The sequence below is a fragment of the Aureimonas sp. Leaf324 genome (assembly GCF_001423245.1).
Lineage (GTDB): Bacteria > Pseudomonadota > Alphaproteobacteria > Rhizobiales > Rhizobiaceae > Aureimonas.
Genome location: NZ_LMOH01000027.1, coordinates 160,657 through 179,672, shown reverse-complemented (window position 1 = coordinate 179,672; position 19,016 = coordinate 160,657). Strand labels below are relative to the sequence as shown.

24 protein-coding genes are annotated in these 19,016 nt (G+C 69.8%); 5 read left to right on the top strand and 19 right to left on the bottom strand.

Translation table 11 applies throughout. The features are described from left to right. Positions 1-28 precede the first annotated feature (28 nt). Positions 29-511: a DNA starvation/stationary phase protection protein gene (locus ASF65_RS17755; RefSeq protein ID WP_055892151.1), complete on the top strand. Its 483-nt coding sequence runs from the start codon at positions 29-31 to the stop codon at positions 509-511. Positions 512-574: 63 nt separating this feature from the next. On the opposite strand, the gene ASF65_RS17750 is transcribed toward ASF65_RS17755, so the two are convergent. From ASF65_RS17750 to ASF65_RS17725, 6 genes are read right to left on the bottom strand one after another with little or no spacing between them, the layout of a single operon-like run. Beyond that, the gene (locus ASF65_RS17750; RefSeq protein ID WP_055892148.1) at positions 575-856 is read right to left on the bottom strand and encodes a DUF1289 domain-containing protein; all 282 of its coding nucleotides are present in this window, start codon (positions 854-856) and stop codon (positions 575-577) included. 31 nt (positions 857-887) lie between these two features. Next, positions 888-1,181 (bottom strand): DUF1289 domain-containing protein, encoded by a 294-nt coding sequence (locus ASF65_RS17745; protein ID WP_055892145.1) that lies wholly within the window; start codon positions 1,179-1,181, stop codon positions 888-890. 18 nt (positions 1,182-1,199) lie between these two features. After that, a complete protein-coding gene (locus ASF65_RS17740; RefSeq protein ID WP_055892142.1) occupies positions 1,200-1,643 on the bottom strand; it encodes a DUF1178 family protein in 444 nt (147 codons plus the stop codon). Further along, the gene (locus ASF65_RS17735; protein ID WP_055892140.1) at positions 1,640-2,500 is read right to left on the bottom strand and encodes a carbon-nitrogen hydrolase family protein; all 861 of its coding nucleotides are present in this window, start codon (positions 2,498-2,500) and stop codon (positions 1,640-1,642) included. The genes ASF65_RS17740 and ASF65_RS17735 overlap by 4 nt, the downstream gene beginning before the upstream one ends. A 12-nt stretch (positions 2,501-2,512) precedes the next feature. Continuing rightward, positions 2,513-2,770, bottom strand: coding sequence for a glutaredoxin 3 (gene grxC, locus ASF65_RS17730; RefSeq protein ID WP_055892137.1), 258 nt, complete (start codon positions 2,768-2,770; stop codon positions 2,513-2,515). Between the two features lie 38 nt (positions 2,771-2,808). Continuing rightward, entirely contained in the window at positions 2,809-3,558 is a 750-nt protein-coding gene (locus ASF65_RS17725) for a ComF family protein (RefSeq protein ID WP_055892351.1), read from the bottom strand. Positions 3,559-3,675: 117 nt separating this feature from the next. Between ASF65_RS17725 and ASF65_RS17720 the strand changes: the two genes are divergently transcribed. After that, positions 3,676-4,548, top strand: a complete 873-nt coding sequence (locus tag ASF65_RS17720) for a methyltransferase domain-containing protein (RefSeq protein ID WP_055892135.1) — start codon at positions 3,676-3,678, stop codon at positions 4,546-4,548. A gap of 7 nt (positions 4,549-4,555) precedes the next feature. Here the strand turns inward: ASF65_RS17720 and ASF65_RS17715 are convergent, their stop codons facing one another. The 6 genes from ASF65_RS17715 to ASF65_RS17690 form a co-directional block, all read right to left on the bottom strand. Continuing rightward, positions 4,556-4,750: a Flp family type IVb pilin gene (locus ASF65_RS17715; protein ID WP_055892133.1), complete on the bottom strand. Its 195-nt coding sequence runs from the start codon at positions 4,748-4,750 to the stop codon at positions 4,556-4,558. Continuing rightward, positions 4,744-5,070 (bottom strand): hypothetical protein, encoded by a 327-nt coding sequence (locus ASF65_RS17710; protein ID WP_156369373.1) that lies wholly within the window; start codon positions 5,068-5,070, stop codon positions 4,744-4,746. Before ASF65_RS17710 ends, ASF65_RS17715 begins: the two co-directional genes overlap by 7 nt. A 69-nt stretch (positions 5,071-5,139) precedes the next feature. Beyond that, on the bottom strand, positions 5,140-5,550 hold the full coding sequence (locus ASF65_RS17705) for a (deoxy)nucleoside triphosphate pyrophosphohydrolase (protein ID WP_055892126.1): 411 nt from the start codon (positions 5,548-5,550) through the stop codon (positions 5,140-5,142). Positions 5,551-5,565: 15 nt separating this feature from the next. After that, on the bottom strand, positions 5,566-6,354 hold the full coding sequence (locus ASF65_RS17700) for a GNAT family N-acetyltransferase (protein ID WP_055892123.1): 789 nt from the start codon (positions 6,352-6,354) through the stop codon (positions 5,566-5,568). Further along, entirely contained in the window at positions 6,335-7,567 is a 1,233-nt protein-coding gene (gene argJ / locus ASF65_RS17695; RefSeq protein WP_055892121.1) for a bifunctional glutamate N-acetyltransferase/amino-acid acetyltransferase ArgJ, read from the bottom strand. The genes ASF65_RS17700 and argJ overlap by 20 nt, the downstream gene beginning before the upstream one ends. A gap of 168 nt (positions 7,568-7,735) precedes the next feature. Beyond that, the gene (locus tag ASF65_RS17690; RefSeq protein ID WP_055892118.1) at positions 7,736-8,731 is read right to left on the bottom strand and encodes a peptidylprolyl isomerase; all 996 of its coding nucleotides are present in this window, start codon (positions 8,729-8,731) and stop codon (positions 7,736-7,738) included. 309 nt (positions 8,732-9,040) lie between these two features. On the opposite strand from ASF65_RS17690, the gene secA reads away from it, so the two are divergent. Beyond that, entirely contained in the window at positions 9,041-11,773 is a 2,733-nt protein-coding gene (secA, locus tag ASF65_RS17685; RefSeq protein ID WP_055892115.1) for a preprotein translocase subunit SecA, read from the top strand. Between the two features lie 81 nt (positions 11,774-11,854). On the opposite strand, the gene ASF65_RS17680 is transcribed toward secA, so the two are convergent. The 5 genes from ASF65_RS17680 to ASF65_RS22170 form a co-directional block, all read right to left on the bottom strand. Further along, on the bottom strand, positions 11,855-12,334 hold the full coding sequence (locus ASF65_RS17680; protein WP_055892112.1) for a hypothetical protein: 480 nt from the start codon (positions 12,332-12,334) through the stop codon (positions 11,855-11,857). A gap of 172 nt (positions 12,335-12,506) precedes the next feature. Then, positions 12,507-13,541 carry a murein L,D-transpeptidase family protein gene (locus ASF65_RS17675; RefSeq protein WP_156369372.1) on the bottom strand — a complete coding sequence of 345 codons (1,035 nt, stop codon included), beginning with the start codon at positions 13,539-13,541 and terminating at the stop codon, positions 12,507-12,509. 270 nt (positions 13,542-13,811) lie between these two features. Further along, complete coding sequence (locus tag ASF65_RS17670; protein ID WP_055892106.1) at positions 13,812-14,771, bottom strand: acetyl-CoA carboxylase carboxyltransferase subunit alpha; 960 nt, start codon at positions 14,769-14,771, stop codon at positions 13,812-13,814. Positions 14,772-14,933: 162 nt separating this feature from the next. Next, a complete protein-coding gene (locus ASF65_RS17665; protein WP_280137647.1) occupies positions 14,934-15,872 on the bottom strand; it encodes a site-specific tyrosine recombinase XerD in 939 nt (312 codons plus the stop codon). Continuing rightward, positions 15,869-16,051, bottom strand: coding sequence for a hypothetical protein (locus ASF65_RS22170; protein ID WP_055892104.1), 183 nt, complete (start codon positions 16,049-16,051; stop codon positions 15,869-15,871). Before ASF65_RS22170 ends, ASF65_RS17665 begins: the two co-directional genes overlap by 4 nt. Before the next feature lie 203 nt (positions 16,052-16,254). Here ASF65_RS22170 and ASF65_RS17655 point away from each other — a divergent pair, with 203 nt between their 5' ends. Both ASF65_RS17655 and aroB read left to right on the top strand, forming a co-directional pair. Further along, positions 16,255-16,833, top strand: coding sequence for a shikimate kinase (locus tag ASF65_RS17655; protein WP_055892100.1), 579 nt, complete (start codon positions 16,255-16,257; stop codon positions 16,831-16,833). A 3-nt stretch (positions 16,834-16,836) separates the two neighbouring features. Next, positions 16,837-17,961, top strand: coding sequence for a 3-dehydroquinate synthase (gene aroB, locus ASF65_RS17650; protein WP_055892098.1), 1,125 nt, complete (start codon positions 16,837-16,839; stop codon positions 17,959-17,961). Between the two features lie 7 nt (positions 17,962-17,968). On the opposite strand, the gene ASF65_RS17645 is transcribed toward aroB, so the two are convergent. Beyond that, the gene (locus ASF65_RS17645) at positions 17,969-18,673 is read right to left on the bottom strand and encodes a YoaK family protein (RefSeq protein WP_055892094.1); all 705 of its coding nucleotides are present in this window, start codon (positions 18,671-18,673) and stop codon (positions 17,969-17,971) included. A gap of 5 nt (positions 18,674-18,678) precedes the next feature. Continuing rightward, entirely contained in the window at positions 18,679-18,981 is a 303-nt protein-coding gene (locus ASF65_RS17640; RefSeq protein ID WP_055892346.1) for a BolA family protein, read from the bottom strand. Between the last annotated feature and the right edge of the window lie 35 nt (positions 18,982-19,016).

Sequence of the window (19,016 nt, the reverse complement as noted above, 5' to 3'; positions counted from 1 at the left end):
TGAAACCGCAAACCTCAGGAGAAGCATCATGGGTCTGGTTGCCGCCAAGATCGAACCGAGCGCCAAGGAAGAGATCGTCAACGGCCTGACGCAGGCGCTCGCCGAGACCGCGATCGAGACGCTCAAGGCGCAGAACTTCCACTGGAACGTCACCGGCATGAGCTTCGGCTCGCTGCACGAGCTGTTCCAGGAGATCTACGAGGATCACTTCGAGGCGCAGGACCTTCTGGCCGAGCGCATCAAGGCGTTCGACGCCCATGCCGAAGGCCGCTTCTCGGTCTATCTCGAGCGCAGCGCCGTCGAGGAGCATGACGGCCGTACCGACGCCAAGACGATGATCGAGGTCCTGATGAAGGACCAGGAGACCCTGTCCTCGACGCTCTCCTCGCTGGCGCAGGTCGCCGAGGAGCACGGCGACTGGGCGACCAACGACATGGCGACCGGCCGCATCGAGAAGCACGACAAGTTCGCCTGGATGCTGCGCGCCCACCTCAAGTCGACCGCCGCCTGAGCGATCGACCCTTACCCAGAAAAGGCCCGCCGGAGCGATCCGGCGGGCCTTTTTCGTATGCGGTCAAAGGTCGCCGTCCTCCTCGTCCAGCGGACAGGGCACGCCCTCCTGTTGGCACTTGCGGCGATAGGCGATCGCCCAGAAGGCGGGGTTCTTGTGCTCAGCGCGCAGGCGCGCGAGCAGCGCCTCGAAGAAGGCGCGCTTGCGCTCGGCACTGCCCGAATGAGGGAAGGAGTCCTTCTCCATCTTGGTCATCATGCAGCCGACGCAGCGTCCCGCGCGCTTGTACTTGCACACGTCGACACAGGGGCTCGGGGCATCCGCCCAGGCTGGCGATACGCTCATGGATGGGTCCTCGGGGTCCGTGACCCTGGAGTTAGGCAGCCTTGGCCCTCGTGTCGAGGTCGGCCTCCAGCTTGTCGAGCGGACAGGGCCGCCCCTTCTTCTCGCAGCGGCGGCGATACATGCGCGACCAGTAGGCGTAGCGGCCCGCCGCCTGCAGCCGCTCGCTCAGCATGGCGAGGAAGGCGCGCTTCTCGCCCTTGCCCTCCAGCCGCTTGAAGCGCTTCTTCTCGGGCTTGGTCATCCGGCAGGCGATGCACTGCCCCTCGATCTTGAACTTGCAGACGGAGACGCAGGGGCTCGGCGCCTTGGCGAAGGTCTTGGCCATGGATGTCGGTCCGTCGGTTCAGTTCTTGTCTTCGGGGAGCGGCGGCAAAGGCAGCGCGGCGATGCCTTCCTCGAGGAGGCCGCGCACCTCCTGCCCGCTCGCCTCGCCGAAGATCTGCCGGCCTTCGGCCTCGCCATAGTGGATGCGCCGCGCTTCCTCGGCAAAGCCCGCGCCGACATAGTGTCCCTCGGCGCGCACCTTGCGGGCCATCTCCTGCAGCTGCCGGTAGAGTTCGGCCGCCTCGCCCGCCGGCGCGCTCGTCACGGCGCCGCCCGTTCGGGGCACACGCTCGGGCGCTGCCGCGACGGCCGGGCTCATCAGCGCCTTTTCGACGCCGTGCCCCTCGCAGACCGGGCAGGCCAGCAGCTTGCGCGCGCCCTGCGCCTCGAAATCGGCGGAGGAGCGGAACCAGCCGTCGAACCCGTGGCCGCAGTCCCGGCAGCGAAGGGCGTAGCGGATCATGCCTCTGCGGTCGCGCGCACCGCCGGCGCCTCGAAGGGCCGGCGGTTCTTGAGGTTGGGGATCTTGGCGCGCACGCTGCCGACGAGCTCGGTGTCGACCGTCGCCAGCGCCACGCCCGGCTCGTCGCCCTTCACCTCGGCGACGATGCGGCCCCAGGGGTCCGAGATCAGCGAGTGGCCGAAGGTCTCGCGCCCGTCCTCGTGGCGACCGCCTTGCGCGGCGGCGATCATGAAGCAGTTGTTTTCGATCGCGCGGGCGCGCAGGAGGACGTGCCAGTGCGCCTCGCCGGTCTGGCGCGTGAAGGCGGCGGGCGCCGTCAGCACCTCGGCACCGGCCAGCGCCTCGGCCCGGAAGAGCTCGGGAAAGCGCATGTCGTAGCAGACCGCAAAGCCGATCCGCGCCGTGCCGTCCGCAAAGCGTACGTCGGCGAGCCCCGAGCGCGTGCCCGGCAGGTAGGTCGCCGATTCGCGCCAGCTCTCGCCGCCGTCGAGATCGACGTCGAACATGTGGATCTTGTCGTAGGTCTCGATCGTCTCGCCGTCCGGCCCGAACAGGAAGGCGCGGTTGGCCGCCATCCCGTCGCCGGCATCGACCGCCGTCGAGCCGAGATGGAGGACGATCGCATGACGGCGCGCCAGCGCGCGCGCGGCGGCCACCACCGGATCGCTGTCCGCCGGCTTCAGGTGCGAGCGGAACCGCTCGCGGTCGCGGCTGAGGATGCCGGTCATCTCCGGCGTCTGCACGAACTGCGCGCCGCGCGCGGCAGCGTCGGCGACCAGCGCCTCCATCGCCTCGATGTTGCGGGCGGGATCCTCGCCGGAGCGCATCTGCACCACGGCGGCCTTGAACGTCGTCATCGCCTCGGGCCCTCAGCCGGCCAGCATCGGATCGAGCTTGCCGGCCCGGTCCAGTGCGTGAAGATCGTCGCAGCCGCCGACGTGCCGGTCGCCGATGAAGATCTGCGGGAAGGTCGAGCTGCCGGGGGCGCGGCTCATCATCTCCTGCCGGTAGGACGGCTCGACGGTCGCGTCCTTCTCCTCGAAGGCGACGCCCTTGCGGGTCAGGAGATCCTTGGCGCGCGCGCAGTAGCCGCAGAACTGTCGGGTATAGATGGTGACGGGGGGCATGGCGTCCTCGAAACTTCAGGCGACGGGCTGATATGCGGTCATCCGCCGCCCGCCGCAACCCTGGCGAAGACGAGGACGCTGACCTCGGCGGCGCCGGCGCGCTTGAGCGCAAGCGTCGCCGCCGAGACCGTCGCGCCGGTGGTGTAGACGTCGTCGACGAGGAGGACGCGCCGGCCGCGCACCGTGTCGGCCGCCCCGGCCGGCACCTCGAAGGCGCCGCGCACGTTCTCGCGCCGCTCGTCCGGCCCGAGGCCCACCTGGCTGCGCGTCGCGCGCCGCCGCCGAAGACTCATGGGTGCATAGGCGAGCCGTTCGGCGCGGGCGATCGCGCGGGCGAGTTCGGCAGACTGGTTGAAGCGCCGCCGCATGAGGCGCCGCGCGTGGAGCGGCACCGGCACGACGAGGTCGCTGGCGGCGATCGCCTCCTCGCCCGCCCGGCGCATCCAGGCCGCCATCAGCGGAACGAGATCCGCCCGGTCGGCGTATTTCAGGGACGCCACCATGCGCGCGGCGAGCGTCTCGTAGACGAGGGCGGCGCGCAGGCGTACGAACACCGGTGGATCGGCGATGGCTTCCGCCGAGAGGAAGCCGCGCCCGAGATCGTAGGAAAAGGGAAGGCCCAGCACCTCGCAATAGGGACGCTCGATGAAGCGCAGCGACTGCCAGCAGGGCGAACACACGGCCGGCGCCCGCGCGAGGGCGGCGCCGCAGCCGGCACAGACCGGCGGATAGATGAGCCGACCGATCGGCCCCGCGACACGGGACAGACCGCGCCAGACGAGATCCATGCCCATCGCCCCACCCCCACGCCTTCCTCCGGCGCTTCCCTTGCGCCGCCGCCGACGATACTCCCCGGCGAGCCCGCCACAAGCCCCTTGCCCCGCTTCGAGACCTGGAGCCCGACAATGACCGCCAACGCCCCCTTCGACCGTGCGCTGATCGACCGGCGCCGCGTGCGCGCGGCGGCGCGCGCGGCGCCGGGCGCCTCGTTCCTCCTCGATGCGGTGGCGGACGAGCTGGCCGAGCGCCTGTCGCTGGTCCAGCGCCAGTTCGCGGTGGGCGTCGAGCTTGCCGGACACACCGGGGCGCTCGCCGCACGCCTCGGGCGGGGCGGCCAGGTCGAGCGGCTCCTGCGCATCGAGCGCGACGCGCGGTTCCTCGGTCCCGGCGAAGGGGTCGTCGCCGACGAGGAGGCGCTGCCCCTGCGCGACGAGAGCGTCGATCTCGTCCTGTCGCCGCTCTCGCTGCACCTCACCAACGACACGCCGGGCGCTCTGGTGCAGATCCGGCGGGCGCTGCGACCCGACGGGCTGTTCCTCGCAGCGCTTTTGGGCGGCGAGACGCTGAACGAGCTGCGCGCCTCGCTTCTGGCGGCGGAGGCTGAAATCTCAGGGGGCGCCAGCCCCCGCGTCGCACCGTTCGCGGACCTGCGGGAGGCGGGCGGCCTCCTCCAGCGCGCCGGCTTCGCGCTGCCCGTCATCGACCAGGACCGGCTGACGGTGCGCTACGCCTCGATGTTCGAGCTGATGCGGGATCTGCGCGACATGGGCATGAGCAACATGCTGCACGCGCGGGCACGTCGCCCAGTGGGACGGCAATTGTTCTTCCGGGCGGCGGAAATCTATGCCGAGCGCTTCGCGGATGCGGACGGCCGCCTGCGCGCGACCTTCGACGTCGTCTACCTGTCGGGCTGGAAGCCGCACGAGAGCCAGCAGAAGCCGCTGAAGCCCGGCAGCGCGACGCACAGCCTGGCGGAGGCGCTGCGGCCGAAGGACTGAAGATCCGTCAGGCGCCCCGGTCGAGGACTTCGGAGACCCTGACCATCAGGTTGTTGAACATGGCGCTGACGCCATCTCGGGTATCGCCGAGGCCGACCAGGAGCGCGATCCCGACGAGCGCGACGATCAGGCCGTATTCGATGGCGGTGGCACCCGAACGGTCGGCGAGGAAGCGTTGGGATGTGGGCAAGCGCTTCAGCATGAGCCCCCCGGTCGCCCGTCGCCGACCCGCAGGCACCCGCCGACCGGCGCGGCGCCGACCGCGAAGGTGAAGCGCGACGCCGACACCGAGCCGGTCGTCATGGTGTCGATGCCTTCCGAGCCGTTGGCCGCGACCAGCCGGTCGCTGCCGCGCGGCGCGATCCCGAAGGCGATGGCGCCGGCGAGCGGCGCGACGAGGAGAGCGGCACGCAGGAGGGCGCCGGCAACCCCGGCACGGCGTGGCGATCGATTGGGCTTCTTGCGCATGCGATCCGGCTCCAGTCCCGTCCGGCGCGCCGAGCGCCAGACCGATGGGATCATCGCCACGCACCGTGAAGACCGGTTTAAGCGGCATGCTTAACGCGGGGGCCTCCCCCGCGTTTTTTCGCGTCAGGCGAGAAGGTCGGTGAGGAACGGGATCAGCGGCAGGTCGGCCGGCGGCATCGGATGCTCGCGCAGGGCGGTCGCCCGCACCCATTTCAACGCCTGCCCCTCCATCGACCGGGGAATGCCCTCGTAGCGCCGGCAGACGTAGAGCGGCATCAGGAGGTGGAAGCCTTCGTAGGTATGGCTGGCGAAGGTGAGCGGGGCGAGGCAGTCCGCCTTGGTCTCGACGCCGATCTCCTCGCGAAGCTCACGGATCAGCGTTTCCTCCGGCGTCTCGCCCACCTCCACCTTGCCGCCGGGAAACTCCCAGAGCCCGGCGAGCGACTTGCCGGGCGGGCGCTGGGCGAGAAGGATGCGGTTGTCGGCATCGAGCAGCGCGCAGGCCGCGACGAGGAGGAGACGGGGCGTCGGCATGGGGCGGGTCTCCCGTCAGACGATGATGCCCGGCGGGGCGCGGTAGACGTAGCGATAGGCTTCCGTGAAGCCGAGGCGGGCATAGAGGGCGCGGCCGGCGGCGTTCTCGGCCTCGACCTGCAGCCACCCGGTGCGCGCGCCCTTGTGGGCGGTGTGGCGCAGCGCGGTCGCCACGAGATCGATGCCGATGCCCTGGCGGCGGTAGCCGCTGTCGACCGCGACGTCGAGAATGCCTGCGAGGTCGTTGTCGGAGATCGCGAGCGCCACGGCGATCGGCCGGCCTCCGTCGTTCTCGCGCACGAAATAGGCCGCGGGCGGGCGGATCGAGGCGAGCACCGCCTCCAGCCCCTCGCGCAGCGCCGGCGGCCGGCGATGGACGGTGAGCGAGGCCTCGAGGTAGCGCCGCGCGTCCTGCAGCGGGATCCGGTCGATCGCCTCGGCAAGGTCGAGGCTGGCGAGATCGGCGGTGTAGACGATCGATTCGCCAAAACTCGACCAGCCGGCCTCGTCGAGATGGCGGATGAGGCGCGGCGGGGCGAGCGGCGACTGCCGGAACACCAGCGGCCGGCCGACCGCGGCGAACCGCGCCTCGGCCCGCTCGATGCGCGCCTCGATCTCGGCGTCGTCGGCGGGGTCGAGCGGGTTCACAGAGTTCAGCCGCTTGGCCGGGAAGCTCGTCGTCAGCCGCACCGCCCAGGTGCCGTCGTAGAAGGTCGAACTGGCGGGCCAGGCGCGGAAGCCCGCCGCCTCCAGCCGGCGCACCACTGTCAGCCGCGGCACGCGCTCAGCTCCGGTAGTCGCCATTGATCGCGACGTATTCCTTCGTGAGGTCGCAGGTGTAGACCGTCCAGCGCCCGGTCCCGAGGCCGAGCTGGACGCCAATCCGGATCTCGTCCCGTTTCATCGCGGCCGAAGCTTCCGCCTCCGAATAGGCCGGGTCGCGCTCGCCGTCGACCGCCACGCGCACGTCGCCGAACGAGATCGCGAGGCGATCGCGCTCGGCCGGCTCGCCCGCCTTGCCGACCGCCATCACCACGCGGCCCCAGTTGGCGTCCTCGCCCGCGACCGCGGTCTTCACCAGCGGCGAATTGGCGATCGAGAGCGCGATGCGCTTGGCGGAGCGATCGTCGACGGCGCCCTCCACCGTCACGATGATCTCCTTGCGCGCGCCCTCGCCGTCGCGCGCGACCTGGCGTGCGAGATCGAGAAGGACGGCGGCCAGCGCCTCGCGGAAGGGCCCGAGCCGCGCGTCGCCGGCATCGGCGACCTCCGCGTTGCCGGCGGCGCCCGTCGCAAAGAGGAGCAGCGTGTCGGAGGTCGAGGTGTCGCTGTCGACCGTCACCGAGTTGAAGGTCGGGCCGACCGCGTCTGCCAGCAGCACCTGGAGGACGTCCGGCGCGATAGCCGCGTCGGTGGCGAGGAACGACAGCATCGTCGCCATGTCGGGCGCGATCATCCCGGCGCCCTTGGCGATGCCGTTGAGGCACACCGTCGCCTCGCCGAGCGCGACGGTGCGCGTCGCGACCTTGGCATAGGTGTCGGTGGTCATGATCGCGTCGGCGGCCTCGCGCCAGCGTGCACCCTCCCCTTGCGAAAAGAGGCCGGCGAGAAGCGGCGTGATCTTGGCGGCGTCGAGCGGCTCGCCGATCACGCCGGTGGACGCGAGGAACACTTCCGAGGGCGAGCAGCCGACCGCCTCGGCGGCGGCCCGTGCGGTCGCATCCGTGGTGGCGGCACCCTTGCGGCCGGTGAAGGCGTTGGCGTTGCCGGAATTGACGACGAGCGCGCGGGCCCGCCCACCCTTCAGGCTAGCGCGGCAATGGTCCACCGGGGCCGAGGGACAGCGCGAGGTGGTGAGCACCCCCGCCACCGCCGTCCCTTCGGCGAAGGTCATGGTAAGGACGTCGGTGCGGCCCTTGTACTTGATGCCGGCGGCGCCCGTCGCGATCGACACGCCGGCGACGGCGGGCATGTCCGGCACGGAGCGGGGGGCGAGCGGGGAAACGGGATGGGACATGGCGCAACCCTTGGGCCGGGGGAACTGGAGCGGTCGGCCTCCCTGTGCCCCAAGCCGCGGGTGAGCGGCAAGCGACATTTGCGCGGCGCGGCCGGACGGGGGCACGAAAAAGGGGCGCCGGATCGGCTCCGGCGCCCCTTTTCGACGGCTCGCTTCTCGAGCGACCGGTTACTGTGCCGGGGCCGGGGCCGGGGCCGGCGCGGCGTCCGTCTCGGCTTCGTCGGCCGCGGCTTCCGGATCCTCGGCGGCACCCGACATGGCCTTTTCCATCGTGTCCATCTGCGACTTCAGGGCCGGGTCGTCGTAGGTCACGGCCTCGTCGGCGCGGGCGGCCTGGACGAGCTCGACATACTTCTCGCGCATCACGACCTGTCGCACCTGGTCGGCCACCTGCTCGAAGGCGGGCGGCTGCTGCGGGCGCTTCTCGATCACCTTGATGACGTGCCAGCCGAACTGGGTCTGCACCGACTCCTTGGTGTAGGTGCCGGGCTGCAGTGCGTAGGCCGCCGTCTCGAAGGCCGGCACCATCTGGCCGGGACCGAAGAAGCCGAGATCGCCGCCCTGCGGGCCGGTCGGGCCGGTCGACTTCTCGGCGGCGAGCGCATCGAAGTCCTTGCCGGCGTCGAGTTCCTTGATCGCGGCCTCGGCCTCTTCCTTGGTGGGAACAAGGATGTGCTTGGCGTGCACCTCCTCGACCGGCTTGATCGCGGCGACTTCCTTGTCGTAGCGCGCGCGCACCTCGGCGTCGGTGATGGCGGAGATGCCGTGCTTCTCGAAATAGGCGTTGTGCAGCGCCCGCTCGCGCAGGAAGGCGATGCGGCGCGCCGTCTCGGCGTCGTCGCCGAGCTTCTCGGCCTCGGCCTTCTGGGCCAGCGCCTTGATGTCGACGAGGGCGGCCAGCGTCGCGAGACGGCGCTGCTCGGGCGGAAGCTGGGCGAACTGTGCCCCGAGATCGGCGCTGGCGGCCTCGAGGTCGGCCTGCGTGATCTTGGCATTGCCGACCGTCACGAGCACCGTCTCCGGCGGCACCGGGGCCGGAGCCGGCGCGGCGGCGGCGGGCGCGGCCGGGGCGGGCGTCGGCGCATCCTGGGCATGGGCGCCGACGGCAAGCGCGGCCAGGATCAGGCCGGAGGCGGCGAGCCGCGAGCGGAGCGAAGTGAGCATGAAGCGGAAGCCTTCCCGACGACGACGAAACAAGGGCGGAGCGCCGGGCGTCGTCGCCCGGCAGGGCAAGGGCGCGAGGCGGCTCCAGGACTGGCAAAGAGCCGACTTTGCGGTGTTTTGAGGGCCGCACGCCCGCGCTGGGGCCGGCGTTGACTTCCTCCGGGGGCCCTCTTATCTCTCCCACGTTCTGAAAGTCCAGCCGCCGCGTCCCGGAGCGCGGGCTTGCGGATCGGCGACGATCCCCGGCGGCGGACCCCCGCGTGGCGGCTCGCGCCCGCGACAATCTTGTTTCCTGGAAGGACGTTTCGGATGGTGAGTTTCGGCGGTCTGGCCCGCAAGCTGCTGGGGTCCTCCAACTCGCGCCGCGTCCGCAAGTTCGAGCCCACGGTCCAGTCGATCAACGCGCTGGAGGCCGAGCTCTCCCAGCTGTCCGACGACCAGCTTCGCGCCCGGACCGACGAGTTCCGCGCCCAGATCGCCGCCGGCAAGTCCACCGACGATCTTCTGGTGCCCGCCTTCGCGACGGTCCGTGAGGCGTCGAAGCGCGCGCTCGGCCTGCGCCATTTCGACGTACAGATGATCGGCGGCATGGTGCTGGCGGGCGGCGCCATCGCCGAGATGCGCACCGGCGAGGGCAAGACCCTGGTCGGCACCCTGCCGGTCTATCTGAAGGCGCTGGAGGGCAAGGGCGTCCACGTCGTCACCGTGAACGACTACCTGGCGACGCGCGACTCTGGCCAGATGGGCCGCGTCTACAATTTCCTCGGCCTGTCGGTCGGCGTCATCGTGCACGGCATGAACGACGACGAGCGCCGCGCGGCCTATGCCTGCGACATCACCTACGCGACGAACAACGAACTCGGCTTCGACTACCTGCGCGACAACATGAAGTACGAGCGCGGCCAGATGGTCCAGCGCGGGCACTTCTATGCGCTGGTCGACGAGGTGGACTCGATCCTCATCGACGAGGCGCGCACGCCGCTCATCATCTCGGGCCCCCTCGACGACCGCTCCGACCTCTACCGGACGATCGACGGCTTCATTCCGCAGCTGAGCCCTGAGGACTACGAGGTCGACGAGAAGCAGCGCCAGGTGTCCTTCACCGAGGACGGCACCGAGAAGCTGGAGCGCATGCTGGAGGCGGCCGGCCATCTCCACGGCCCCTCGCTCTACGACATCGAGAACGTCACGATCGTCCACCATGTCAACAATGCGCTGAAGGCCCGCAAGCTCTTCCAGCGCGACAAGGACTACATCGTCCGCGGCGACGAGATCGTCATCATCGACGAGTTCACCGGCCGCATGATGCCCGGCCGCCGCTTCTCGGAAGGCCTGCACCAGGCGCTGGAAGCCAAGGAAGGCGTCACGGTCCAGCCCGAGAACCAGACGCTCGCCTCGATCACCTTCCAGAACTACTTCCGCATGTACGACCGCCTCGCCGGCATGACCGGCACGGCGGCGACGGAAGCGGCCGAGTTCGCCGACATCTACGGCCTCGACGTCATCGAGATCCCGACCAACCTGCCGGTCGTGCGCATCGACGAGGACGACGAGGTCTACCGGACGGCGGAGGAGAAGTTCCGCGCCATCGCCAAGGAGATCAAGGCGGCGGCCGAGCGGCGTCAGCCGATCCTCGTCGGCACGACCTCGATCGAGAAGTCCGAGATGCTGGCCGAGCGGCTGCGCGGCGAGGGCATGCGCGACTTCCAGGTGCTGAACGCGCGCTACCACGAGCAGGAAGCCTATATCGTCGCGCAGGCGGGCGTGCCCGGCGCCGTGACGATCGCGACCAACATGGCCGGCCGCGGCACCGACATCCAGCTCGGCGGCAACCTCGACATGCGCATCGAGCGGGAGCTCGCCGAGGTGCCGGAGGGCCCCGAGCGCGAGGCCGCGATCACGGCGCTCAAGGCCGACATCCAGCGCCTCAAGGGCGAGGCGCTCGCCGCCGGCGGCCTCTACGTGCTCGCCACCGAACGCCACGAATCGCGCCGTATCGACAACCAGCTGCGCGGCCGCTCGGGCCGCCAGGGCGATCCCGGCCGCTCGAAGTTCTACCTGTCGCTCCAGGACGACCTGATGCGCATCTTCGGGTCCGAGCGCATGGACACGATGCTGACGCGCCTCGGCCTGAAGGAGGACGAGGCGATCGTCCACCCCTGGATCAACAAGGCGCTGGAAAAGGCGCAGATGAAGGTCGAGGCGCGCAACTTCGACATCCGCAAGAACCTTCTGAAGTACGACGACGTGATGAACGACCAGCGCAAGGTCATCTTCGAGCAGCGGCTCGAACTGATGGACGCCGGTTCGCTCCACGAGACCGTCACCGACATGCGCCATGAGCTGATCGACACGCTGGTGGCCAAGCGCATGCCCGAGAATGCGTATCCGGAGCAGTGGGAGACGGCGGAGCTGACGGAGGAGATCCGCGAGTTCCTGAACCTCGACCTGCCCATCGCCGCCTGGGCGGACGAGGAAGGGATCGACGACCAGGACGTCAAGCGGCGCATCTTCGAAGCCGTCGACAAGGCGGCCGCCGACCGCGAGGAGCGGTTCGGCGGCGACATCATGCGCTACATCGAGCGCTCGGTCGTTCTCCAGACGATCGACGCCCTGTGGCGCGAGCACCTCGTCAACCTCGACCATCTGCGCTCGGCGGTCGGCTTCCGCGGCTATGCGCAGCGCGACCCGTTGAACGAGTACAAGTCGGAAGCCTTCGAGCTCTTCCAGGTGATGCTGGACCAGCTGCGCGAGCGCGTGACGCAGCAGCTGATGCGCGTCGAGCTCGTGCGCCCCGAGACCGACGCGCCCGTCCTGCCCGACATGGAAGCGCACCATATCGACGCGACCACCGGCGAGGACGAGTTCGGCCGCGGCGCCGCGCGCCTCACCGCCGACTTCAACCCGCCGGGGGCCGACCGCCTGCAGCGCGATCCCGAGCGCCCGGAGACCTGGGGCGAGGTCTCCCGCAACGAGCCCTGCCCCTGCGGCTCCGGCAAGAAGTTCAAGCACTGCCACGGCGCCTACGAGCAGATCGCCTGACAGGACGAAAAGGCCGGCCTTCGAGCCGGCCTTTTTCGTGCGAGAAGGCAACGAGCTCAACGCTACTTCAAAGACTTGGCATTATCCGAATTTGTGGAGCCACCGGGCGGTGTCTTCAAACGTGAGCGTCGATCCAAAGGTCTCAGCGTCTCGCGCGAAGCGTTGGATGAAGTCCTTCGGAGCGAGGAGCACCGTATCGAAATCGTTGTACGGCACCCACCTGTTCTGCTTCATAAAAGCGCCTCGCATTGCATACTGCGCGGCTTGGTTGGGTGTGAACTTTCCTCCACCCAGCTTGCACTCGACATGCAACGCAAAACGGGTGCCATCAGCTTGGTCGCAAAAGACCAGAAAGATGTCAGTCTCCGACTCGCTGCCATCTGGAAGCTTCACCCACCAGTGGCGCCACCAGTCCTTGGCCGGCCGTACCGCCTGCTCATTGAATAGCAGTGTGGAGCGTCTCCGCCCATAAAACTTGGTTTGCGTGATAACCCAATGGCGAAAAGGCTCATCGCCGATCAGGGCATCGGCGAACGCACGACAATAATCATCCTCGACCATGCCACCCCATACCTTCACGTCCCGGGTCCCGATCGTGCCTTTCGATCGACATGGCCCGACATATGCAGAGGGCTACAAAGGCACGAGGTCGAGTCCCAGCTGAGAGTGGCCCCGGCCAAAATGTTCTGGCGGATCTGAAGTGCTTGTCGAGGGGCCCCCTACGGACTCCCGCTCAGTCGCTCCCGCCCGGCAGCGCCGGCTTCTTCTGCAGGAGGTTCTTGAACATCGAGGAGCGCGCGGTCTGGATCGGCTTGCCGTCGCGGTCGAAGCCCTGCCGGCGGTGCTGCTCGGCGGCGTAGGCCTCGGCGGAGATCGGCGTGCCGGTCTTGTAGGTCGAGGCTGTGGTGATCGCGAAATCCTCCGGCGCCATGGTGGCGGCGATCTTCTTCTGCATCTCCTCGTCGGCCATGCGCTTGGCGAGGAGGTCGGCCGGCGTCTCGACCGCCGGGCACTCGCCGTTGGCGTCGAGCGTGCGGCCGTCCGTGAGGGTCTCGTCGAAGACGTAGCGCTTCTCGCAGACCGCGACCGCCACCGGCTTGTGGGTGAGGTCGAAGCGGTCGGTGCCTTCCTTCAGCATCTTCCAGAAGGCGACATGCGGCGAGTTCTGGTGGCGCGCCATGTTCTCCGGCGTCATCCGGAAGGGCAGCGCCTGGATCTGGATCGACTTCTGGCCACCCTGGAAGGCATGGTTGGCGAGCGCGTAAAGCTCTTCCATCTGCCAGTTGTCCATGGCGTAGCAACCCGACGAGTTGCACGAGCCGTGGATCATCAGGTGGTTGCCGGAGGCCTCGTTGGCCCGGTCGTAGGCGTTGGGATAGCCCATGTCGAAGGCGAGATGGTAGTTCGAGTTCGGGTTCATCAGGCCCGGCGTCAGGTGGTAGAAGCCTTCCGGCGCCTGCCGGTCGCCCTCTTTCCGCTTGGGGCCGAGTTGGCCCGACCAGGCGCAGATCGGATAGGTCTTGAGGAGCGCGAACGTGCCGTCGGTCTTCTGCTTCCAGACCTCGAGCTCGGACTCTTCCTTGTAGAGGCGCACGAGAATGGGCGAGTTCTCGCCCATCTCCTTGGACTTGATGACCTTGACGAGCGCGGGCGGCAGCGGCGCGTTGGGGCCGACGAGATCGGCGAACACGTCGTCCTGCTGGCAGCCGGACAGGGCCATGAGACCGAGCGCCAGAAACGCCATCGCCCCAAGACGTCGTGCCGTCATTCCCGATCCCCACGATGCGGGCGAGCGGTGGCTGTTCCCCCCGCGCCCTCGAACCGATCCCCGTTCCGGCCGCGCGCATCGCGCGGCTCGGGACGCTGCCCTCTTTTCGGACCGGGACGGTTACCGGAAGCTTAACGACCGGGCGGGAAATGTCCGAAAATTCTTTCCCTCATGCGAAGCCCCCCTCCGGCGCCCCGCGACGGGCCTTCTAGCCCCGATCGAAGACCGTTTGAAGGCAACGATCGCGTGACGGCTGACGACCGCCCCGGATCAGACCTTCAGCTCGCGGCCGATGGCCAGGAACTTCTCGCGGCGCTGGCGCTTCAGCTCGTCGCCGGACAGGGCGGACAGCTCATTGAGCGCCGCCTCGATGCGCGCGCCGGCCGTCTCGATCGCGCGCTCGCGCGAGCGATGGGCGCCGCCCGTCGGCTCCGACACGATCTCGTCGATGACGCCGAAGCCTTTCAAGTCCTGCGCCGTGATCTTCATCGCCTGCGCGACGTCCTTGGCGCGGCTGGAGTCGCGCCACAGGATCGAGGCGCCGGCCTCCGGCGAGATCACCGAATAGATCGCGTGCTCCATCATCAGGACGCGGTTGGCCGCTGCGATCGCGATCGCGCCGCCCGAGCCGCCCTCGCCGATGATCAGGGAGACCAGCGGCACCGACAGGCCGAGGCAGACCTGCGTGGAGCGGGCGATGGCCTCGGCCTGACCACGCTCCTCCGCCCCGATGCCGGGATAGGCGCCGGCCGTGTCGACAAGCGTCACCACCGGCAGGCCGAAGCGCTCGGCCATCTCCATGATGCGCACGGCCTTGCGGTAGCCCTCGGGCCGGGCCATGCCGAAATTGTGCTTGAGGCGGGTCTGGGTGTCGGAGCCCTTCTCCTGCCCGATCACCGCGACCGGCCGCCCCTTCAGCCGCCCGAAGCCGGCGATGATCGCGTGGTCCTCGGCGAAGTAGCGGTCGCCGGCCAGCGGCGTGAACTCAGTCACGAGCTGGGCGAGATAGTCGGTGCAGTGGGGCCGGTCGGGATGGCGGGCGACCTGCGTCTTCTGCCAGGGCGTCAGCTTGCGGTAGAGATCGGCCAGCGCTTCGCCCGAGCGCGTCTCGAGACGCTGGATATCCTCCGAGACGTCGATCCGCCCCTCGGTATCGCCGATCTTCTTGAGTTCGATGATCTGGCTGTCGAGATCGGCGACGGGCTTTTCGAAGTCGAGATAATTGTGCATCCAGCCGGGCCTTGCGCCGTCCTGTCGGGGTTCGGGCGGCGGTTTCCGGAGCCTGCCGGCCGAGGGGCCGGCCGGCTGGCTCGGCCGCGCGCCGAACCATGGGGTTCGCGTCGGCGCGCAAACTGGCGATCCGACATGGGAATGTCAAGAAAGCGGGGCGTTTCAGTCCCCCGAGAGCTCCGACAGCGGGTGGTGGTCGGTGACGAGGCGCATCAGGCGCTCCTCCATCACATGGGTGTAGATCTGCGTGGTGCCGATATCGGCGTGGCCGAGAAGCTCCTGCACGACGCGAAGGTCGGCGCCGTTCTGCAGGAGATGGCTGGCGAAGGCGTGGCGCAGGACATGCGGGCTGACGCGGGACGGCTTGATGCCGGCGTGGATCGAAAGATCCTTCAGATCGCGCGCGAAGGCCTGGCGCGTCATGTGCCCGCTCTCCGACAGCGCCGGAAACAGCCACGCCTCGCCGGCGCCCGGGAGATCCTTGAGCGAGGCGGCGAAGGCGTCCATCGCGTCGCGCGCCCGCTCACCGATCGGCACGAGCCGCTCCTTGTTGCCCTTGCCACGCACGACGATGAGGCTGGCGCGCGAGCGCAGCACCGAGCGCGGCAGCGACACGAGTTCCGAGACGCGAAGCCCGGTGGCGTAGAGGATCTCGACCAGCGCGTGCATCCGGCGGGCCCTGGCGAGCGCCGTCCCGCGAAGCTCCGGGTTGCCGGCCTGCGCCTCCGCCTCGCCGATCAGCCGGTCGACCTCGTCTTCCGACAGGATCTTCGGGATCGACTTCTCCTTGCGCGACCCCTCGATCGGCGACGTCGGATCGTCGGCGCGGCGGCCCTCGGCATAAAGGAACTTGAAGAACTGGCGCAGCGAGGACAGGCGCCGCTGGCGCGAGGAGGCGGCGAAGCCGCCCGCGTCGAGCCCGGCCATGTAGGCGCGCACGGCCTCGGTCGTCGCCTCGCTCAAAGCGACGCCCTCCGCCTTCAGCGCCGCGCGGGCATGGTCGAGGTCCCGGCGATAGGCGTCGAGCGTGTTCTGCGACGCCCCGCGCTCCACCGCCATCATCTCCAGGAACGCGTCGAGATGGGCGGCGTCGTGGGTCACTTGGCCACCCCCGTCTGCGTGTTGGGCACGACGGGCGCCGGCTGCAGCGCGGGGATCGGCACCTTCACCGTGACCGGCACCGGCACCGGCTCCACGAAGGCCACCAGCGCCGCCATCGCCGCATAGACCGCGCCGACGAGGAGCGCGAGGAGGGTCAGAAGGCGCGTCAGGGTGGGCATCTGGCGGCAGGGCTTTCGAAACGACGGGGCGGGGCGGACACTAGAGGCTGCGCCGGCGAAGCGACAGGGCCAAGGTGCCTCCCGTGACGGGCGAAGACGGCAAGTCCGAGGCGGGGCCGCCCGATCCCGTTCGCTTGACGCCATGGGGCTTTTCTGGTCTCACGCGAAACTGATCCCGACCCTTTCCCGCGCCACCTGAACCGATGATCGAGACCGCCGGGGCTGCGCCCCTTCCCTCCCGCCAGGCCTCCGGCGTCATCCGGCGCCCCGTGGTGCTCGTCGGGCTGATGGGGGCGGGCAAGACCACGGTGGGTCGCAAGCTCGCGCAGATGCTCGACCTGCCGTTCGTCGACACCGACCACGAGATCGAGGACGCCTCGCGCATGACGATCGCCGAACTCTTCGCCGCCTATGGCGAGCCGGAGTTCCGGGCGCTCGAGGCGCGCGTCGTGGCCCGCCTCCTCGACGAGGGCCCGCGTGTCATCGCCACCGGGGGCGGCGCCTACATGAACGAGGGCACGCGCAAGCTTCTGTCCGAGCGCTCGGTCACCGTGTGGCTGAAGGCCGAGCTCGACGTCCTCATGGAGCGCGTGACCAAGAAGCCGACGCGCCCGCTTCTCCAGACGCCCGATCCGCGCGCGACGCTGAAGGCGCTGATGGACCAGCGCTATCCCGTCTATGCCCTGGCCGACCTCCACGTGCCGACGCGCAACGTGAAGCGCGAGGCGGTGGCGCGCGAGATCCTCGACCAGCTGGAACGCCATCCCCATTTCAAGGCCTGATCCATGACCGAGACGCCAGAGCCCGTCCGCGTGCGCGTCGAGCTGGGACCGCGCAGCTACGACATCCTGATCGGGCCGGGGCTCGTGGCGTCGGCCGGCCGGCACATCGCGGCCGCCCTGCCCCGCGCCCGCGCGCTGGTCGTCTCCGACGAGACGGTGGCCGCGCTCCACGCCGACCGGCTTCTCGCCGCGCTGCAGGGCGCCGGCATCGACGCCGCGCTCCTGACGCTGCCGCCCGGCGAGACCACGAAGTCCTTCGACCACCTGATCGCCGTCGTCGACCGCATCCTCGAAGAGCGGCTGGAGCGGGGCGACGCGGTGGTGGCGCTCGGCGGCGGCGTGATCGGCGACCTCTCGGGCTTTGCCGCCGGCATCGCGCGGCGCGGCATGCACCTCGTCCAGGTCCCGACCTCGCTGCTCGCGCAGGTCGACAGTTCCGTCGGCGGCAAGACCGGCATCAACAGCCCTCGCGGCAAGAACCTCGTCGGCGTCTTCCACCAGCCGGCGCTGGTGCTCGCCGACACCGACGTCCTCGACACGCTGTCGGAGCGCGAGTTCCGCGCCGGCTACGCCGAGGTCGTGAAATACGGCCTGATCGACCGACCGGACGTTTTCGAATGGCTCGAAGCCAACCGCGCTGCGATCTTCGCGGGCGGTGCGGCGCGCGTCGAGGCGGTGGCGACGAGCTGCCGCGCCAAGGCGGCGGTGGTCGCGGGCGACGAGCGCGAGGACGGCGACCGCGCGCTTCTCAACCTCGGCCACACGTTCGGCCACGCGCTGGAGTCGGCCGTGCGCTACGACCCCGCGCGCCTCGTCCACGGCGAGGGCGTCGCGATCGGCATGGCGCTGGCGCATCGGTTTTCGGTCCGGCTCGGCCTCTGCCCCGGCCAGGACGCCGGCCGCGCGGAAGCGCATCTCAAGGCCGCCGGCCTGCCGACCCGCATTCAGGAGATTCCCGGCGACGGCTTCACGGTGGACGCGCTGATGGACAAGATCGCGCAGGACAAGAAGGTCTCGCGCGGCGCCCTCACCTTCATCCTGACGCGCGGCATCGGCCGGGCCTTCGTCGCGCGCGACGTCGCGCCGGACGCGGTGCGGGACTTCCTGACGGCAGAACTTTCGGGCTGACGGCGCGTCAGGCCCCGGCCGGTGCCGTTCGGCGGAACGGCCGTCGCGCCAGATACGTGCGGCGCCAGCGACGCGGGATGCAGAGTGCGAGGACGGCGAGCCCCGCGCAGGCGAGCGTCGAGGCGAGGATCGCCGCATGGCCGAACGCGGCCTCGGCCGCCCCGCCGAATGCCGCGCCCGCCGCCATCCCCAGCCATGGCACGACCTGCACCCACCAGCCCGGCGAGGCGTGCCCAAGCAGCCGGCGCGCCAGCCCCCGGCCGAAGCGCGACAGCGCGCCCGTGACGTAGGTGAGCCCCAGCGACTGACCGCCGACCTCCTCCAGCGCGACGTTGATCGCGCCCATCGCCAGCACCAAGAGCACGATCGCCGGGCCGCCGGACCCGAGCGCGGCACTGAGCGCCGTCATCGCAGCGACGGTCATCAGAAGCACCGGCTGCGAGCCGCGCGCGGCGCGCATCACGAGGACGCCGAGCGCGTTGCCGGCGACGAAGGCCGCCAGAAGCGCGAGAAGGTGTCCGGCGCGGGCGAGATCGCCGGTGCCGACCGCAATGCCGAAGCGCGTCGTATTGCCGCTCATGAAGGAGACGAAGTCGCCGGCCAGAAGAAATCCGACGGCGTCCGTCAGCCCCGCCGCAAAGGACAGGAGCGAGGCGAAGAGGAGGCCGACGGCGATCCGCGCCCTGGCGCGGCGGCGGACCCGGCGGCGCACGGGTGTCAGAACCGCGTCGGCTCGCCGGGCGCCGCGGCCTCGATCGCCAGCGCGTGGACGCCGGTCGCCAGTTCCTCGGCCAGCAGCGCGTTCACCGCGCGGTGGCGCTCCAGCCGGCTCTTGCCGGCAAAGGCTTCCGCCACCAGCCGGACGCGGAAATGCGTCTCGCCAGTGCCGTCGAAGCCGCCGTGGTGGTCGCTGCCGGCATGGTGGTGTCCGGCATGGAGATGGCTCTCGTTGACCACCTCCAGGCGCTCTGGGCTCAAGCCCCGCGTCAGCTTCGCCTCGATCTCGGCCGCCTTGGTCATCATGTCGCCCCGTCCGTCTGTGATCGCCGTTGCCC

Coding starts and splice junctions, on each gene's coding strand:
- ASF65_RS17755 (WP_055892151.1), top strand. CDS start 29: ATGGGTCTGGTTGCCGCCAAGATCGAACCGAGCGCCAAGGAAGAGATC.
- ASF65_RS17750 (WP_055892148.1), bottom strand. CDS start 856: ATGAGCGTATCGCCAGCCTGGGCGGATGCCCCGAGCCCCTGTGTCGAC.
- ASF65_RS17745 (WP_055892145.1), bottom strand. CDS start 1,181: ATGGCCAAGACCTTCGCCAAGGCGCCGAGCCCCTGCGTCTCCGTCTGC.
- ASF65_RS17740 (WP_055892142.1), bottom strand. CDS start 1,643: ATGATCCGCTACGCCCTTCGCTGCCGGGACTGCGGCCACGGGTTCGAC.
- ASF65_RS17735 (WP_055892140.1), bottom strand. CDS start 2,500: ATGACGACGTTCAAGGCCGCCGTGGTGCAGATGCGCTCCGGCGAGGAT.
- grxC (WP_055892137.1), bottom strand. CDS start 2,770: ATGCCCCCCGTCACCATCTATACCCGACAGTTCTGCGGCTACTGCGCG.
- ASF65_RS17725 (WP_055892351.1), bottom strand. CDS start 3,558: ATGGATCTCGTCTGGCGCGGTCTGTCCCGTGTCGCGGGGCCGATCGGT.
- ASF65_RS17720 (WP_055892135.1), top strand. CDS start 3,676: ATGACCGCCAACGCCCCCTTCGACCGTGCGCTGATCGACCGGCGCCGC.
- ASF65_RS17715 (WP_055892133.1), bottom strand. CDS start 4,750: ATGCTGAAGCGCTTGCCCACATCCCAACGCTTCCTCGCCGACCGTTCG.
- ASF65_RS17710 (WP_156369373.1), bottom strand. CDS start 5,070: ATGATCCCATCGGTCTGGCGCTCGGCGCGCCGGACGGGACTGGAGCCG.
- ASF65_RS17705 (WP_055892126.1), bottom strand. CDS start 5,550: ATGCCGACGCCCCGTCTCCTCCTCGTCGCGGCCTGCGCGCTGCTCGAT.
- ASF65_RS17700 (WP_055892123.1), bottom strand. CDS start 6,354: ATGGCGACTACCGGAGCTGAGCGCGTGCCGCGGCTGACAGTGGTGCGC.
- argJ (WP_055892121.1), bottom strand. CDS start 7,567: ATGTCCCATCCCGTTTCCCCGCTCGCCCCCCGCTCCGTGCCGGACATG.
- ASF65_RS17690 (WP_055892118.1), bottom strand. CDS start 8,731: ATGCTCACTTCGCTCCGCTCGCGGCTCGCCGCCTCCGGCCTGATCCTG.
- secA (WP_055892115.1), top strand. CDS start 9,041: ATGGTGAGTTTCGGCGGTCTGGCCCGCAAGCTGCTGGGGTCCTCCAAC.
- ASF65_RS17680 (WP_055892112.1), bottom strand. CDS start 12,334: ATGGTCGAGGATGATTATTGTCGTGCGTTCGCCGATGCCCTGATCGGC.
- ASF65_RS17675 (WP_156369372.1), bottom strand. CDS start 13,541: ATGACGGCACGACGTCTTGGGGCGATGGCGTTTCTGGCGCTCGGTCTC.
- ASF65_RS17670 (WP_055892106.1), bottom strand. CDS start 14,771: ATGCACAATTATCTCGACTTCGAAAAGCCCGTCGCCGATCTCGACAGC.
- ASF65_RS22170 (WP_055892104.1), bottom strand. CDS start 16,051: ATGCCCACCCTGACGCGCCTTCTGACCCTCCTCGCGCTCCTCGTCGGC.
- ASF65_RS17655 (WP_055892100.1), top strand. CDS start 16,255: ATGATCGAGACCGCCGGGGCTGCGCCCCTTCCCTCCCGCCAGGCCTCC.
- aroB (WP_055892098.1), top strand. CDS start 16,837: ATGACCGAGACGCCAGAGCCCGTCCGCGTGCGCGTCGAGCTGGGACCG.
- ASF65_RS17640 (WP_055892346.1), bottom strand. CDS start 18,981: ATGACCAAGGCGGCCGAGATCGAGGCGAAGCTGACGCGGGGCTTGAGC.